A 16,690-nucleotide genomic window follows, 5' to 3' on the forward strand; every position below is an offset into this window, starting at 1 on the left:
GTCCCCGTGACGTTAGGAACGTGCGCTCGTGATCGGCTGGGATCGCGCTGGGAGTTCGCTGTGAACCGGCGGCCGGGATCTAGCGTCGGCTGGCCCTGCGGTAGCCGATCGTCGCGGGCACTGCGAACAGGATGATCGCGCCGAGCGACCACACCACGGTGAGGGTGAGCGAGCGGGCGAGGGGCCCACCGGAAGCGAGCGCGCGCATGGTGTCGACCGCTACCGACATGGGTTGGTTGCGGACCACCGGCTGGATCCACTTCGGGAAGGCGGCCAGCGGGACGAAGCCGGTGCTGAAGAACATCATCAGTGAGGTGAGGATCGTGATGCCCTCCACCAGCGTCGACTTCGCGGTGAAGACGGCCACGGAGGTGACGATGGTGGCGAAGGCCAAGCCGAACAAAACCGGAATGAACAGGAAGACGATCGTCGCCGCGACGCTCTGGTGGAAGCGGAATCCCATCACGGAGCCGACCAGGACGACGGCGAGGGTGCACAGGAAGATACGGCAGCCCTCCGCGAGGATTCGGGAGGCCAGACCCGATGCCCGGTGCACCGGCAGCACCCAGAACCGTGCGAGCAGGCCCGCGTCGCGTTCGCGGCCGAGCAGGACACCTCCCGCCACCGCGCCGGACAGCGCGCCCACCAGGGCGACCATGGGCACCGACCCGTACAGCGCGCTCTCGCCGGTGAACTTCCGGATCTGTCCGCCGATCACCGTGTTCAGCATGACCAACAGCAGGCACGGGATGATCAGCGTCTCCAGCAGCGTGACCGGATTGCGCGCCCAGCGCAGCAGCAGTCGTTGGGTCTGGATCAGGGTGTGGCGCAGCAGCGCCGACACCGACACCTCCGAAGCGGTGCGCGCTTCGTCCTTGCGATCCGCCAGCAGTACCATCACGCCCTCCTCGAGCTCAGCCGGATCGACAGCGGAACGCAGACGATGAGGATGCCGAGCGCCCATGCCAGCGGCGGTCCCAGCAGCGACCAGCTCACCTGCCCGGCGTTCGGCCCGATGTCACCGGCGAACGCCCGCAACGCGATGGCCCATTGCGAGACCGGCTGGTTGCGCACGAACGGTTGCACCCAGGCCGGAAACTGGTCGGCCGGAGCGATCCCGGTGGACAGCATGCCGAAGATCAGAGGCGGCAACACCAGCGCCTGTGCGGTCGCCTCGGGGTTGCGCGAGACGGTGCCGATCACGTCCCCGCCCCAGATCAGCGCGAGACCGATGAGTAAGGAGAACAGCACGAAACCGATCGTGTGCGCGGTGCTGAGGTAGAAACGGAACCCGATGACGTAGCCGCAGATCAGCGCGGTGATCAGTCCGATGCTCAGGCGGAAGACACTGCCGGACAGGCGCGCTGCGACCGGGACCAGCGGGCCGATCGGCATCGAGCCGAAGCGCCGGTTGAGCCCGGCGACCGAATCGGTGGCGGCGCGGAAGGCCGCCGAGACGGCCGTGAACGCGGCGGCCTGGAGGATCACCAGCGGCATCATGTACTGCGCGTAGCTGCTGAACCCGGTGCCGATGACGGTCATGATCGTCTTCAGCGGGATGTAGAAGCTGGCGGTGAAGGCCGCGGGGGCCAGCACCGAGGTGAGCACCTCGCCGGTCTGCACCGAGGGCACGATCAGCCGGGTGGTCAGCACCCACCATTGCTGCGGTCGCAGCGGCGCGGCGCGGGTCTGGCTGAGCCAGGTCGCCGCCGTCACGCCACGACCTCCGGCTGCGCGGTCTGCTCCACCGTCGCCAGATGCCCGGTGAGCTGCAGGAAGACGTCGTCGAGCGAGGGGCGGCGCAGTGCGATGTCCACCAGTTCGACGCCCGCGCTGTCCAGGCGGCGCAGCGCTTCGGCGAGCGTCCGCGCGCCGTCCGGGGCGGGCACGGCGATCCGGTCGGACTCAGGGGTCAGCGCGGCCCGGGTCTCCTGCGGCAGCAGCGAACCCAGGGCCGCGGCGATGGCGGGCAGATCCTTCAGATCCAGCGGTACGACCTCGCAGTAGCTGCCGCCGGTCCGCGACTTCAGCTCGTCGGCGGTGCCGTGGGCGATCACCACGCCGTGATCGATGACGATGATGCGGTCGCTGAGCGCGTCGGCCTCTTCCAGGTACTGGGTGGTGAGCAAGGTGGTGATGCCCGCCTTCTTGAAGCCGGAGACCAGATCCCACACGCCCTGTCTGCTGCGCGGGTCCAGCCCGGTGGTGGGTTCGTCCAGGAACACCACGTCGGGCCGGACGACCAGACCGCAGGCGATGTCGATGCGCCTGCGCATACCGCCGGAGTAGGTGCCGACCCGGCGGCCGGCCGCGCGCTCGAGATCGAACTCGGCCAGCAGCTCGTCCGCGCGGGCGCGGGCGGCCCGCTTGCGCAGGCCCATCAGCCTGCCGAACATCACGAGGTTCTCGTAGCCGCTGAGCATGTCGTCCAGCGCGGCGTACTGCCCGGTCAGCATGATGCTGCGCCGCACTGCCGCCGGGTCGGCCACCACGTCGTACCCGGCGACCACGGCGCGCCCGCGGTCCGGCCGGATCAGCGTCGACAGGATGTTCACCGTGGTGGTCTTGCCCGCGCCGTTCGGTCCGAGAATGCCGAGCACCTCGCCCGGCTCGGCCGCGAAATCGACTCCGCGCAATGCCTTGACCGCGCCGAAGGATTTCTCGATCCCCTCGACGACGACTCCTTGGTCGGAATTCATCCTCGGCCTCCCAGATGTGCATCGAGTGCGCGCGCGATGATCGGCAGCGCCTGCGGCGCCGTCATCTCGTCGTGGGTGACGTCGATGTCGTGGTTGATGATTTCGCCGGTCACATACGGCCGCCAGCCGTCGGGACCGAAGATGTCGGAGGTGCCGACGGTCGCGCTGAAGTACACGATGTCGCCGTCGAACACCGGGCGGCGGTAACCGGTTCTGGTGCGCGCGGCAGCGTTGTACGACCCGGCCATCCGCTCCAGCGTGGGGGCGTCGATCAGCGAGACGCCGCCGAGTCGTTCCCGGATCAGGTCCGCCGCCTGCTGCGCGGTCGCGTCCGCGGGTACGTCGTGGATGCCGAACACCGCGCCGAACGAGTGGACGAACGACCCGGCGGTGAGCCGTTCGATGCTGTGGCCGTCGATATCGGAGGTGTCGGCGTCCAGCAGCGCGACCACGCCCACCTCGGCGCCCTCGGCCTTCAGTTTCACCGCGGCCGCGTGGGCGATCAGGCCGCCGAACGACCAGCCGAGCAGGTGGTAGGGCCCTTCGGGTTGCAGGGTCCGGATCTCGCGCACGTAGCGTTCGGCGAACTCCTCGATCGAGCGCGCGGGTGGTTCGTTGCCGCTCAGATCGGGCGCTTGCAGGCCGTAGATCGGGCGGCCGGGCGCGAGCGCGTCCGCGAACCCCAGGTAGGTCCACGACATCCCGGATGACGGGTGGATGCAGAACAGCGCCGGTTGCGAGCCTCCGAGCCGGATCGGCAGCACCACGTCGAGCCCGAGTCCGCCCGCCGCCGGAACGGCCGGACGCGCCGTGGCCGCCGCTTCTTCCTCGGCGGCGATCCGCGCCGCCGCGGACTGCGCGAAACGGGCCGCCGCGTGCAGCGTGTCGATCCACAGATCGGCCAGCTCGGCGACCTCGTCCCGGCCGAGCAGAGACGACGGGAAGCCGAAGCTCGCCCGCAGCCGGTCCCCGATCACCACGGCGTTCACGTCGATCGCCGCCTGCAAGGGCACGCCGGGATCCTCGGTGACGTGCACGTCACCCAGATCTTCGGCCGGTAGCCAGCCCAGGCCCTCGAGCCCGGCCGGGATGTCGCCGGTGGAGTACCGGCCGAGGTAGTTGAACCCGACCCGTCCCGGCAGCCGTCGCGGCAACTGCCGCGCGGTCTCGGGGTTGAGGTAGCGCAGCAAGCCGAAGCCGATGCCTTTGTCCGGGACCGCGAGCAGTTGATGCTTCACCGCGCGGATCGCCCTGCCCAGCGCGGGCCCGCCGGCGAGCGCGTCCTCGATGTCGATCCCCGCCAAGTCGAGGTGAACCGGGTACATGCTGGTGAACCAGCCGATGGTGCGCGAGAGATCGGCGCCGGGCACCACTTCTTCCTGACGGCCGTGACCTTCCAGGCGCAGCAACGCCGACGGGTCGGACTGTCGCCAGCGCACCAGCGCCAGCGCCAAAGTGGCCAGCAGCGCGTCGTTGACACTGCCCTGGAACAAGCCGGGCAGGGTGGTGAGCAGCGCGGCGGTGACCTCCTCGGACGCCTCCCGCTCGACCATGCGCAGCGTGCCGGTCCGGTCGAGCTCGGGATCCAGCTCCCGCCCGCCGATCAACGGATCGGGTCCGTCGAGCACGTCATGCCAGTACGCCAGCTCGGCGCCCCGATGTTCCGAGCGTGCCTCCTCGGCCAGCGCGTGCGCCCACCGCCGCATCGAGGTCCCGGTCTCGGCGAGCACCGGGCTGTTGCCGACCGACACCTGAGCCCAGGCGGCCACCAGATCCGGCACCAGGATGCGCCAGGACACGCCGTCGATGACGAGGTGGTGCGCCAGCACGATCAGCCGTCCCGCGCCGGTGCGCGTGCCCGCGGCGCCCACCGGGTCCAGCCAGATGAACTGCAGCACGGTGCCGTTCGCCGGATCGAGCCGGTCGGCCGCGGCGTCCAGTTCGGTCATGGCGAACTCGTGCAGCTCGATCGGCTCGATCGCGTCGAATTCGATGCGGTGCACGAGCGCGTCCACGTCGACCGAGCCGGGCGCGCCGACCACGATGCGCGGGCCGTCTTCGGCGTCGGCGAGCAGCCGGGCGCGCAGGATGTCGTGCCGGTCCACCGCGGCGGTGAGCACCGCGACGATCTGCGAGCGCTCGATGCCCACCGGCAGTTCCAAAACCGCGGTCTGGGCGAAGCGGTCGTAGTTCCCGCCCCGCTCGAGCATGTAGTGCACGATCGGCGGGGCAGGCAGCTCGCCGACGCCGCCGCCGGGCAGTTCCTCCAGCGTCACCGTCGTGCCCGCGGCGTCGACCGCCGCGGCCAGCGCCGCCACCGTGCGGTGCTCGAACACCTGCAAAGGCGTGCAGTTGATGCCTTGCTGCTTGGCCCGCGACACCAGCTGGATGGCCAGGATGCTGTCTCCGCCGAGGGAGAAGAACGAATCGTCGGCGCCGACCTCCGCCACGCCGAGCAGTTCACCGAAGATTCCGGCCAGCTGCTGTTCGGTCGGCGTGGACGGTGCGCGGTATTCGGTGCGGTCGGTGGTGAATTCCGGTTCGGGCAGCGCCTTGCGGTCCAGTTTGCCGACCGCGTTGCGCGGGATCTCGTCCAGCACCACGAACGCCGAGGGCACCATGTAGCCGGGCAGGATGTCGGCGGCGAACGCGCGCACTTTCGCCACGTCGAGTTCGACCCCGGGCGCGTGGACCAGGTACGCGGCCAGCGCGGTGGCCCCGGTGGGGCCGGGCACGCCGAGCGTCAGCGCGAAATCCACGCCCTCGGCGCGGCCGAGCACCGCATCGATCTCGCCGAGCTCGATGCGCTGGCCGCGCACCTTCACCTGGAAATCGGTGCGGCCCAGATATTCCAGTTCCAGTCCCGCCTCGCCGCGGATCCAGCGCACCAAGTCGCCGGTCCGGTACATCCGTTCGCCCGCCGCGCCGAACGGGTTCGCGTGGAAGCGGGCGGCGGTGAGACTCGGCCGCGCGTGGTAGCCGCGAGCCAGCGCGGGGCCTGCGAGGTACAGCTCGCCCGCCACGCCCACCGGGACCGGGCGCAGCCGGTCGTCGAGCACCAGCGCGGCCGCGCCGTGGACCGGTGTCCCGATGGAAACGGGCAGGCCGAGCTCCATCGGCGTCGAACCCGTTGCCCAGATGGTGAATTCGGTGGGGCCGTACAGGTTGACCATGGTGCGTCCGGTGGCCCAGCGTTCGACCAGCTCGGCGCTGACCGCTTCACCGACCGACGCGAGTACCCGCACGCCGGCCAGTTCGGCGGGATCGAGGGTGGCCAGCGCGGACGGTGTGATCACCAGGTGCGTGACCTGCTCGGCGGCGATCAGCTCGGCGAGCTCGCTGCCGCCGAACACCTCCGGCGGCGCGACCACCGACGCGCCACCGGAGCCGAACGCCATGAGCGCTTCGAACAGCGACGCGTCGAAACTCGGCGACGCCACTTGCAGTACCCGGGAGTGCTCGTCCAATTCGAGTAACTTCTGTTGCGCGGCGACGAAATCGGCGATGCCGCGGTGGGAGACCGTGACACCCTTCGGCGTGCCGGTGGAGCCGGAGGTGTAGATCATCCAGGCCGCGTTGTCCAGCCGGATCGGGCTGGGCAGTTTACGCTCGTCCAGTGGGCGGCTGCTCGCGGCGCTCCAGCGTTCCACGAGGGCCAGGTCGTCGAGCACCAGCCAATTCGTGCTGTCGGGCAGCATCGGGCGGAAGGCGGCGAGGGTGAGGCCCAGCGTCGCGCCGGAATCGGTGAGCATGTGGTCGATGCGGTCCACCGGGTGCTTCGGGTCGACCGGCAGGAACGCCGCGCCGGCCTTGGCAGCGGCCCACACGCCGGTCAACAGTTCCGCCGAACGCGGAAGCCCGAGTGCCACCACGGTTTCCGGGCCCGCGCCTTCCTCACGCAACACCCGCGCCAGGCGATTGGCGTGCGCGTCGATCTCCCGATAGGTGGTGGTGTATCCGCCGACGACCAGGGCGGGCCGCTGCGGGTATCGGTGTGCGGTCTCGGCCAGCAGCCTCGCGAGCGTTGTCGTCCCGGTGGATTCGGGACCGCGCACCGGCACCAGCGTCGCGCGTTCGCCGTCGTCGAGGAGGTCGATATCGGCGATACGAACCTCGGGCCGCGCCAGGACCGCCGCGAGCACTCGCCGCCACCGGTTGGCGAACGCGGCCATCGTGGCCGAGTCGAACAGATCCGTCGCGTAGGTCAGCACGGCGTCGATGCCGGCCGGACCACTGTCGGCGAAGCGCTCGCGCAGGTCGAGGGTCAGGTCGAACTGGGAGGCGTTGCGGTCGAAATCCTCCACCTCGAAGCGCAGGCCGGGCAGCTCCAGGACCGGTTCGACGAAGTTCTGCAGCGACAGCGAGACCTGGAACAGCGGATGGTGCGCGGTCGATCGCGGCGGGTCCAGCACTTGGACCAGCCGCTCGAACGGCACGTCCGCGTTGGCGAAGGCGTCCAGGTCCGCGGACCGGACGGCGTCCAGGAACGCCACGAAGCCTGCTGCGGTATCGACCGGAGTGCGCAACGCCAGAGTGTTGACGAACATGCCCACGAGCTGGTCGAGCGCTTCTTCGCCACGTCCGGCGACCGGGGTGCCGATCACCACGTCGTCGGTGCCGCCGAGCCGGGCAAGCAGCACCGCGAGCGCGGCGTGCACGACCATGAACGGGCTGACGTTGTGCGCGGCGGCGAAGTCCACCAGCGCTCGGTGCGTCTCGGTGTCGACGGTGAAGCCGTGATCGGCGCTGTGCATGGTCTGCACCGCGGGGCGCGGCCGGTCGGAGGGCAGTTCCAGCACCTCGGGCGCGCCCGCCAGCGTCTCGCGCCAGAACCGGATCTGATCGGCCGCCAGTGATTGCGGGTCCGCCTCGTCGCCGAGCACCTCGCGATGCCAGAGCGCGAAGTCGGCGTACTGCACCGGCAGCGGGACGCGGATGGCGTGCCCGCCGCCCGCCCGCTCGGAGTAGGCGGCGACCAGGTCGGCGGCCAGCGGCGCCATCGACGCGCCGTCCGCGCTGATGTGGTGCACGACCAGCACGACGACGTGCACCGCCGACGTGGCGGCCGCGATCTCGCCGGGGCTCGCCGTATGGCCTGACGCGACCGGTGCGGTGCCCGCGGAGGGGCCGGAGGAGACCGGCGCCGCACCGGTGGAATGACCCGACGACACCGGCGCGGCACTCACGGAAGGCTCCGGGCCACCGTGGAGCCGGAACAGGCTCACCCGCAGCGGCGGTTGGGTGGCGAGATCGAATCCGGTGCCCGCCAGTTCGGTGATCCGGGCGCGCAGCGCCGCGCCGTCCCCGGTGCCGACCACCGGCATGTCGGGCACGGCGACGTCGGCGCCGACCACCACCTGACGCGGTCCCTCCGCGTCCGCCGGATAGAGCGTGCGCAGGCTCTCGTGCCGGTCGACCACATCGACGAGCGCGGCCCGCAGCGCGTCGACGTCGAGTTCGCCGGTGAGCCGCAGCGCCACCGCGATGTTGTAGGCGGCCGAGGCGGGATCCATCCGGTTGAGCACCCACATGCGCTGCTGCGCGGGGGACAGCGGAACGCGATCGGGCCGGATCCGCGGCGCCAGGGCGAATCGGCCCGGCGCATCGCCGGTGGCCGGGATCACCCGGGCGGACAGCTGAGCCACGGTCGGCGCGTCGAACACCTCGCGCAGCGCGATCCGCGAGCCGAGCGCCGCGTTCACCCGCGCCACCACTTTCGTCGCGCTGAGCGAATTGCCGCCGAGTTCGAAGAACGACTGGTCGACGCCGACTCGCTCGCGCTCGAGCACCTCGCCGAACACCGCGGCCACCGCCTCCTCGACCGGTGTGCGCGGCGCGAGGTAGGGGCGGTGGCTCTCGGAGAAGTCCGGCACCGGAAGGGCTTTGCGATCCAGTTTGCCGACCGGGGTGAGCGGAATCGTGTCGAGCACCACCAGGTAGCCGGGCACCATGTAGCCGGGCAACTCGGCGGCCACCTGGGCGCGCAGCCGCTCGACGTCCAACCGAACGCCCTCGACGGGCAGCACATAGGAGACCAGCACGGTGGTCCCGGCAGGGCCGGTGCGCCCGATGGTCACCGCGTACTCGACCTCGTCGTCACGGGAGAGCACCGCGTCGATCTCGCCCAGCTCGATGCGCAGGCCGCGGATCTTGACCTGGAAGTCGCTGCGGCCCAGATACTCCAGCTCGTAACCGTTGCCGTTGTCGACCCAGCGCACCATATCGCCGGTGCGGTACATCCGGCCGCCGGGTTCGCCGAACGGGTCGGCGACGAACCGGCTCGCGGTCATCTCGAAGCGGTTGAAGTAGCCGCGGGCGAGCGCGGGGCCCGCCAGATACAGCTCACCGGGCACTCCGACGGGCACCGGACGCAGCCAGGTGTCCAGCACCACCGTGGCCGATCCGCGGATCGGTCCGCCGATCGTGATCGGCTCACCCGAGACGAGTTCGCCAGGGCCGGTCGCCCAGATGCTGAACTCGGTGGGGCCGTACAGGTTCACCATGCGCCTGCCCGGCGCCCATCGCTCGATCAGCTCCGGCGTCGCCGCCTCGCCCGCGACCGCCAGCACGCGCAGATGTTCCAGGCCGGCGGGTTCCATGGTGGCCAGCGCCGACGGCGTGATCACCGCGTGGGTGACGCGCTGGGTGCGCAGCAGGGTTTCCAATTCCGTTCCGCCGTAGACGTCCGGCGGCGACACCACCAGCCTGCCGCCCGCGCCGTGCGCGGTGAGCAGCTCGAACACCGAGGCGTCGAAGCTGGGGGAGGCCACCTGGAGCGCGCTGGCGGTGTGATCCAACCCGAGCGTCTCCCGTTGCGCGGCGACAAGGTTCGCGATTCCGCGGTGGCTGAGCAGCACGGCCTTCGGTTTGCCGGTGGAGCCGGAGGTGTAGATCAGGTAGGCCGTCTGGTCCAGGTCGATCGGCCCGCCGCGCTCCTCGTCGGTGATCGGCGCTTCGGAGACCGTCATCACCCGCCGGATGGTGTTGAGGTCGTCGAGCAGCAGCCAGTCGATCGTGCCTGGCAGCGTCTCGCCGGTCGCGGTGACCGTCACGCCGATCGGGGCCTTGGAGTCGGTGAGCATGTGCTCGATGCGCTCCACGGGGTAGTTCGGGTCCAGTGGGGCGAACGCCGCGCCGGTCTTGGCCAGCGCCCACACCGCGACCACCGATTCCAGTGAGCGGGTGAGTGCCAGCACGACGAACACCTCGCGCCCGACACCCCGGCGCAGCAGCATCCGGGCGAAGCGATTGGACCAGGCGTCGAGTTCGCCGTAGGACATGGTGAGTTCACCGGCGGTGATCGCGATCGCGTCCGGATCGATCCGCGCGCCCGCGGTGAGCAGCTCGGGCATGGTGGCCTGCGGCACCGACTCCGGGCCGCGCACCGGCACGAGCGCGGCGCGTTCGGCCTCGTCGCAGTACTGCAGTTGCGAGACCAGCGCGTGGGGGCTGTCCGCCAGCTGGGTGAGCAACCGGACGAACCGATCCAGCAGCGGCAGGGCCGCTTCCCGCGGAAGTTGGTCGGCCATGTACTTCAGCGTGATCCGCAGCGTGTCCTGACCGTTGTCGCCGCGCAGCGGGATCACCATGAGATTCAACGGGTACGGCGTCGCGTCGGTGCCTTCCACGTCGAGCACCCGCATGCCCGCGATGTCCAGCGCCTGCGACAGCGCCTCGCGATCGATCGGATAGGACTCGAAAACGGTCAGCGTGTCGAACAGTTCGGCCAGCCCCACCGCTTGGTGGATGGCGGCCAGTCCCACGTGCTGGTGGTCCAGCAGCCGCACCTGCTCGGACTGCAGGCGCGCGAGGAGGTCGGTGACCTTCTCCGACGGATCCAGCCGCACCCGCACCGGCAGCGTGTTGATGAACAGGCCGACCATCTCCTCGACTCCGGCCAGTTCCGGCGGCCGTCCCGAGACGGTGCCGCCGAACACCACGTCGGTGCGACCGGTGAGCATGGCCAGCAGCATCGCCCACGCGGCCTGCACCAAGGTGTTCACCGTGGCGCCCGCTTCCCGGCCCGTGGTCTCCAGCCCGGCGACGGTGGCGCGGGACAGGTCGACGGAGATCATCCCGGTCTCGGTCGATTCGATTCCGGCGAGGGTGGGCACCGCGCGGGTCGGCGTGTCGATGCCGGCCAGCGAATCGGTCCATGCCGCGAGGGATTCGCTGTCGTCCCTGCTCGCCAGCCAGGTCAGGAACTCGCGATAGGAATGCGCCTGCGGCAGGGCCGTGGTGTCGCCGTCGGTGACGTAGAGGGTGAGCAGTTCGCGCACGAGCAGCGGCGTCGACCAGCCGTCCAGCACCAAGTGGTGATTGGTCAGCACGAAGCGGTAGGTGTCGGGTGCGATCCGGATGAGCGTGCAGCGCAGCAGCGGGGGATGGGTGAGCTCGAACCGGGTGCGCGCGTCCAGCGCGATCAGCCGGTCCAGCTCCCTGGCGCGCTCGTCCTCGTCGGCCATGCCGGTGAGATCCGCTTCCCGCCACTCGATCTCGGCGTCGGCCAGAACCAGCTGGCGCGGGCCGTCCTCGGTCTCGACGAAGGCGACGCGCAGGTTCTCGTGGCGGGTCACCAAAGCCTGTGCGGCGCGACGCAACCGGGCCGCGTCGACGGTGCCCGCCAGGGTGAGCAGCGACTGCACCGTGTAACCGTCCGCGGTGTCGGAGTCGTAGAGCGCGTGGAAGAGCAGACCGTATTGCAGCGGCGAAAGCGGCCACACGTCGGCGAGGTTCGGGTAGTCGCGCTCCCAGGCATCGATCTGCGCCTGGGTGACGGTGACCAGGTCGAAGTCCGACGGTGTGCGTCCGCCCGCGCTCGCGGACCCGGCGTGCCCGGCGAGCGCGGCCAGCGCCTGCCCCCACAGCGCGGCGAGCTCGCCGAGGTCGGCCTCGTCGAACAGCCGTGCGGCGTAGGCCCAGGTCACTTCCAGGCCCGCGTCGGTGAGCACGGCGTTGATGTCCACCGCGGCGGCCAGCGGCGCGCGGTCGTCCTGGGTCGCGGCGAACCGGCGCGGCAGCCACGGCTGCGCGTCGCCGCCGGTGGACGCGCGACCGAGGTAGTTGAAGCTGATCTGGGGGGTGGGCGCGTCCGCGAGCGCCGCCGCGGTCTCCGGGACCAGGTAGCGCAGCATGCCGAACCCGATGCCCTTGTCCGGCAGGGCGCGCAGCTGTTCCTTGGTCGCCTTGATCGCCGCGCCCGCCGCGGGGCCGCCCGCGAACGCCTCCGCCACGTCGATGCCGGTCAGATCGATCGCGACCGGGTAGACGCTGGTGAACCAGCCCACCGTGCGCGCCACGTCGGCGCCGGGCAGGATGGTCTCCTCGCGGCCGTGGCCCTCCAGCGTGAACAGCGCCGAGGTGCGCCCTCGCCAACGGGCCAGCGCCAGCACGAGCCCTGCCAGCAGCACGTCGTCGGCGCCGCAGTGGAAACGGTCCGGCGCGGTGGTGAGCACGGTCCGCGCGATGTCCGGCGCAACGAGGGTCGTCAGATTCGCCATCGAGCCCACCACATCGCGGGCGGGGTCCATCGGCGCCGAGCCGAGCGCGGGGTCGGGCGTGGCCAGAACGCGTTGCCACATCGGCAATTCCGCGGTGCGCGTGGCCGCGTGCTCGCGCTGTCCGTGGGCCCAGCGCCGGAACGAGGTACCGACCGGCGCGAGCTCGGCGCCCAGCGCGGCGGTGGCCAGATCCGGCAGCAGGATGCGCCAGGAGATGCCGTCGGTGACGAGATGGTGCAGCACCAGCCACAGCAGCGGCGCGGCGCCGGCGCGCTCGATCCACACGAAGCGCGCGACCACGCCCGCCTCCGGGTCGAGCAGGTCGGCGGCGCGCTGCAACGCACCCTCGCAGGTCGCCTCGAGATCCGTCTCCGCGGTCACGACGTCGAGCAGGGGGCCCGCGTGCACCGCACCGCGTTCGGCGACCACCCAGTTCCAGCCGTCGCTCGTGCGGCGCAGCGTCGAGCGCAGCACGTCGTGCCGGTCCAGCAGCGCCTGGAGCGCGGCGACCAGACTCGCGCGCTCGATGCCGGTGGGCAGATCGATCAGCACGGCCTGGGCGAACCGCTGCCACGTGTCGCCGTGCTCGAGCATCGCGTGCACGATCGGCGTCGGCTCCACCTCGCCCACCCCGCCGCCGGGCAGCTCGTGCACCACCCCGGTCGGTACTTCGGCGGCCACCGCGGCGAGCGCGGCGACGGTCTTGCGCTCGAAGACATCGCGCGCGCTGAGCCCGAGCCCTGCCGCCTTCGCCCGCGACACCAGCTGGATCGAGACGATGCTGTCGCCGCCGAGTGCGAAGAAGCTCTCGTCGACACCTACCGATTCCAGCCCGAGCACCTCCGCGAACAACGCGGCGAGGAGCTCCTCGCGTGGCGTGGACGGCGGCCTGGTCGTGCTCGTGCGCGCACCGAACTCCGGTGCGGGCAGCGCCTTGCGGTCCACCTTGCCAAGCGGTGTGAGCGGGAGGCTGTCGAGCACCATGACCACCGAGGGCACCATGTAGGCCGGGAGTGTTTCGCCCGCAGCGGCTTTCAGGGCCTCCGGATGCAACTCCGCGCCCGGCTTCGGCAGCACGTACGACACGAGCGCGGTCGCGCCCGAACCGGTTTCGACGCCGAGGGTGAGCGCGAAGTCGACGTCGGGATGCCGCTGCAGGGCGGCGTCGATCTCGCCGAGCTCGATGCGGAAGCCGCGCACCTTGACCTGGAAATCGCTGCGCCCCTGGTACTCCAGTTCGGCACGACCGTCGTGCTCGACCCAGCGCACCAGGTCTCCGGTGCGATACATGCGCTCGCCGGTCGCGTAGGGGTTGGCGACGAATCGGTCGGCGGTGAGCCCGTTGCGCCGGTGATAGCCGCGGGCCACACCGGGACCGGCGAGGTAGAGTTCGCCGGTCGTACCCGGCGGCAGCGGCCGCAGCCACGGGTCGAGGACGACGGCCGACACCTCGCGGGCCAGACCGCCGATGGTGATCGGGCTGTCGGGTGTCAGCGGGGCGCTGAGGGTCACGGTGACGGTGGTCTCGGTGGGGCCGTAGCCGTTCAGCAAGGTCCGGCCCGACCATTTCGCGACCAGCTCGGGCGGGCAGGCGTCGCCGCCGACGATCACGGTGCGCAGGTCGGGCAGCGTGGCCGGGTCGAGCGATCCGACGACGGCCGGGGTCACGTTGAGATGGGTCACGCGGTGGGCGCGCAGCACCTGAGCCAGCTCCGCGCCCGCGTACGCCGACGGCGGCACAACGGCCAGCGTCGCGCCCGCCGCGAGCGTGACCAGAATCTCCTCGACGGAGATGTCGAAACTCGGTGATACAGCATGGGCGACAACCGAATTCGCGTCGATGCCGAAACCGGCGCCGGAACTCGCCACCAGGTTGGCCAGGCCGCGATGCGGGACGAGCACGCCTTTGGGGAGTCCGGTGGAGCCGGAGGTATAGATGACGTACGCGACCTGGTCGGGGCGCAGCGCGGCGGTGCGCTCGGCGTCGGTCAGCGGTGCGGCGTCCTGCTCGCCCAACGCCCGCTCGGTGCCCTCGTCATCGAGGATCAGCCAGGACACCCGATCCGACAACGACTTTCGCGCCGACGCCGTCGTCACCCCGGCGACGACTCCGCTGTCGCCGACCATGTGCTCGATCCGGTCGGCCGGATAGGTCGGGTCGATCGGCACGAACGCCGCGCCGGTCTTGGCCACCGCGATCGTCGCCAGGACCGACTGGATCGACCGCGGAATCGAGATCGCCACGGTGTGTTCGGGGCCGGCGCCCGCGGCGATCAGCACCCGCGCCAGCCGGTTGGTGTAGTCGTCCAGCCCGCGGTAGGTCAGCGCGGTCTCGCCTTCGACGAGCGCGGTCGCCAGCGGATCCCGGGCCGCGCCCTCGGCGAGGATGTCCGGCAGCGTCCGCGCCGCGACGCCCACGGGGCCGCGCGCGGGGGCGAAGTCCGCGCGCTCGTCGGCCGACAGCACCGGGACGGTCGCCAACGGCGCGTCCGGTCCCGCGGCGAGGAAGCGGTGCAGGAAGGACAGGAACCGGCGGTGCTGCCCGGTCAGCTCGGCGTCGGTGTAGAGGTTGCCGTTGGCCTGGAAGTCGACATGCGTGCTCTCGCCGCCGACGCCCGGATACAGGTTGACGAACAGGTCATCGATCAAACCGGAGGTCAGCACGTGCAGCCGGCCGGTGACCTGGCCGAGCTGAATCCTGGTGTCGACCATCATCAGGTTCACCGAGGGGCCGAAAGACGCGGCCTCGTCCATCGGCCAGCCGAGGTCGCGGAAGATGTCTTCCTGCCGGTAGCGCTGGCGCCGCAGCGCACCCGTCAACTCGCCCTGGGCGGCGCGGATGACGTCGCCCACCGTCGTGGAGGGCGTCAGGCGCAGCCGCAGCGGAACGACGTTGGCGATCATGCCGCCGGAACGCCGCAGCGTGGCGGTGGTGCGCGCGGACACGGGAAGGCTGAGCACGACCTCGGGTGCGCCGGTCATCGCCGACAGGTACGCGCCGAACGCGGCGACCACGGTCGGCGCGACGCCGGAGGACACCTGCTCGGCGACGTCAGCCAGCAGTCGGGCGGTGTCGGCGGGCAGCGCGCCCGCGACCCGCCTCGGATGCCCGTCCACGCCCGCGGTGCGACCGGCCAGGTTCACCGGATCGGCCATGCCGTCCAGATGTGCCAGCCAGTGCTCGCGGTCGGCGACGAACCGCTCCGAACTGCGGTAGGCCAGGTCCGCGTCGACAATCTTGCGCAGGTCCTCCGCCTTCGCCGGCGGCGCTGCACGGCCCTCCACGGCGGCGTTGTAGAGCTCTCCGGTGCGCTGCACCATGGTCAGCGCGCCCATACCGTCCAGCACGATGTGGTGGATCCGGGAATACCAGAACCAGCGTTCCGCTCCGACGCGCAGCATGGCGATGCGCACCAGGCGGTCGCGGGTCAGTTCCAACGGCGCCTCGTACTCGGCGCGCATCCAGGTGTGCGCGGCCGCCTCGGGGTCGGGTTCGGAGCGGAAGTCGAACGTTTCCAGGCTGTCGTCGAGGGTGGGGTCGACGAATTGGAACGGGTGCCCCTCCACTTCGACGAGACGGAGGTAGCCGGTGCCGAACTCGCGCCCGGCCTGCTGCGCCGAACGCGCGAGCAGGTCGAGGTCGATCGGTCCGTTCAGTTCGACGTACTGGGCGATGGAGATCGGAGTGTCACCGGCGACGTGCTGGGCGAACCAGATGCCGCGCTGTGCCGCCGACAAGGCGAAGGCCCCGTCGGGAAGAACCGTGTCCGTATTTTTCGCCGAAAGGGAAGGCTGTTGCATGACGTGTCCTACGTTCAGACCGCGGTCGGACTACCCGGCGATGACCGCCCGTAGCCGCCGCGGTTGCGGTAGTACCTGCCGCCGCACAGCTCGCGGCAAGTCAATTCTGAACCGGCGCGGTCGGCGCTGCGGGGGTATTGCGCACACTGCGCGACCCGAACATCGCTGTTCGGGTCGCGTGGGGAGGGATATGCCCGGTCAGGCGGATGCGGGAAGAAGGTCCAGGTCGGCGGTGCCCAGCGGGGCGGAAGAACTGGTGAGGTAGCGCTGGAGGGTGGAGCGCTCGTCCAGCACCAGCCAGGTGATCGCGCCGGCCTGGTCGGGCCGCTGATCCTTGGTGGTGACGCCCACCGGGGTGCCGAGCGCGAAGGAGCCGTCTTCGGTCACGGGGATGGTCACTGCGCCGATCTTGGTGGCGGCCCGCTCGGCCACGACGGACTCGATGGGCTGGTCGATCGCCACCGCGATGCGGGTGCCGGGGCCCGCGCCGATGCCGAGCAGCAGGCGGGCGAGGCGGTTGGACCAGCGATCCAGTTCGGCGTAGGTGAGGTCGCAATCGGCGGTGGACACCACGACCGCCTGCGGATCGACCTCGGCGACGGGCTCGGCCAGCGGCAGGACGTAGAGGTTGTCGGCGAGCGAATCGGTCAGCGTGTGCATTTCGTGTCCTCGAGTGTCGATTGGGAGGTT

Annotated in this window: 5 protein-coding genes; all 5 read right to left on the bottom strand. The window is 70.8% G+C overall.

Annotated features, from left to right (window positions below):
• Nucleotides 1–79: 79 nt before the first annotated feature.
• Nucleotides 80–898 (bottom strand): ABC transporter permease, encoded by an 819-nt coding sequence (locus K8O92_16755; protein UAK35327.1) that lies wholly within the window; start codon nucleotides 896–898, stop codon nucleotides 80–82.
• Nucleotides 898–1,716: an antibiotic transporter gene (locus tag K8O92_16760; protein ID UAK35328.1), complete on the bottom strand. Its 819-nt coding sequence runs from the start codon at nucleotides 1,714–1,716 to the stop codon at nucleotides 898–900. Before K8O92_16760 ends, K8O92_16755 begins: the two co-directional genes overlap by 1 nt.
• Nucleotides 1,713–2,699: an ATP-binding cassette domain-containing protein gene (locus K8O92_16765; GenBank protein UAK35329.1), complete on the bottom strand. Its 987-nt coding sequence runs from the start codon at nucleotides 2,697–2,699 to the stop codon at nucleotides 1,713–1,715. Before K8O92_16765 ends, K8O92_16760 begins: the two co-directional genes overlap by 4 nt.
• A complete protein-coding gene (locus K8O92_16770; GenBank protein UAK35330.1) occupies nucleotides 2,696–16,000 on the bottom strand; it encodes an amino acid adenylation domain-containing protein in 13,305 nt (4,434 codons plus the stop codon). The genes K8O92_16765 and K8O92_16770 overlap by 4 nt, the downstream gene beginning before the upstream one ends.
• Before the next feature lie 198 nt (nucleotides 16,001–16,198).
• A complete protein-coding gene (locus K8O92_16775; GenBank protein UAK35331.1) occupies nucleotides 16,199–16,660 on the bottom strand; it encodes an AMP-binding protein in 462 nt (153 codons plus the stop codon).
• Nucleotides 16,661–16,690: the final 30 nt, after the last annotated feature.

This window comes from Nocardia asteroides (assembly GCA_019930625.1).
Classification (GTDB): Bacteria; Actinomycetota; Actinomycetes; order Mycobacteriales; family Mycobacteriaceae; genus Nocardia; species Nocardia sputi.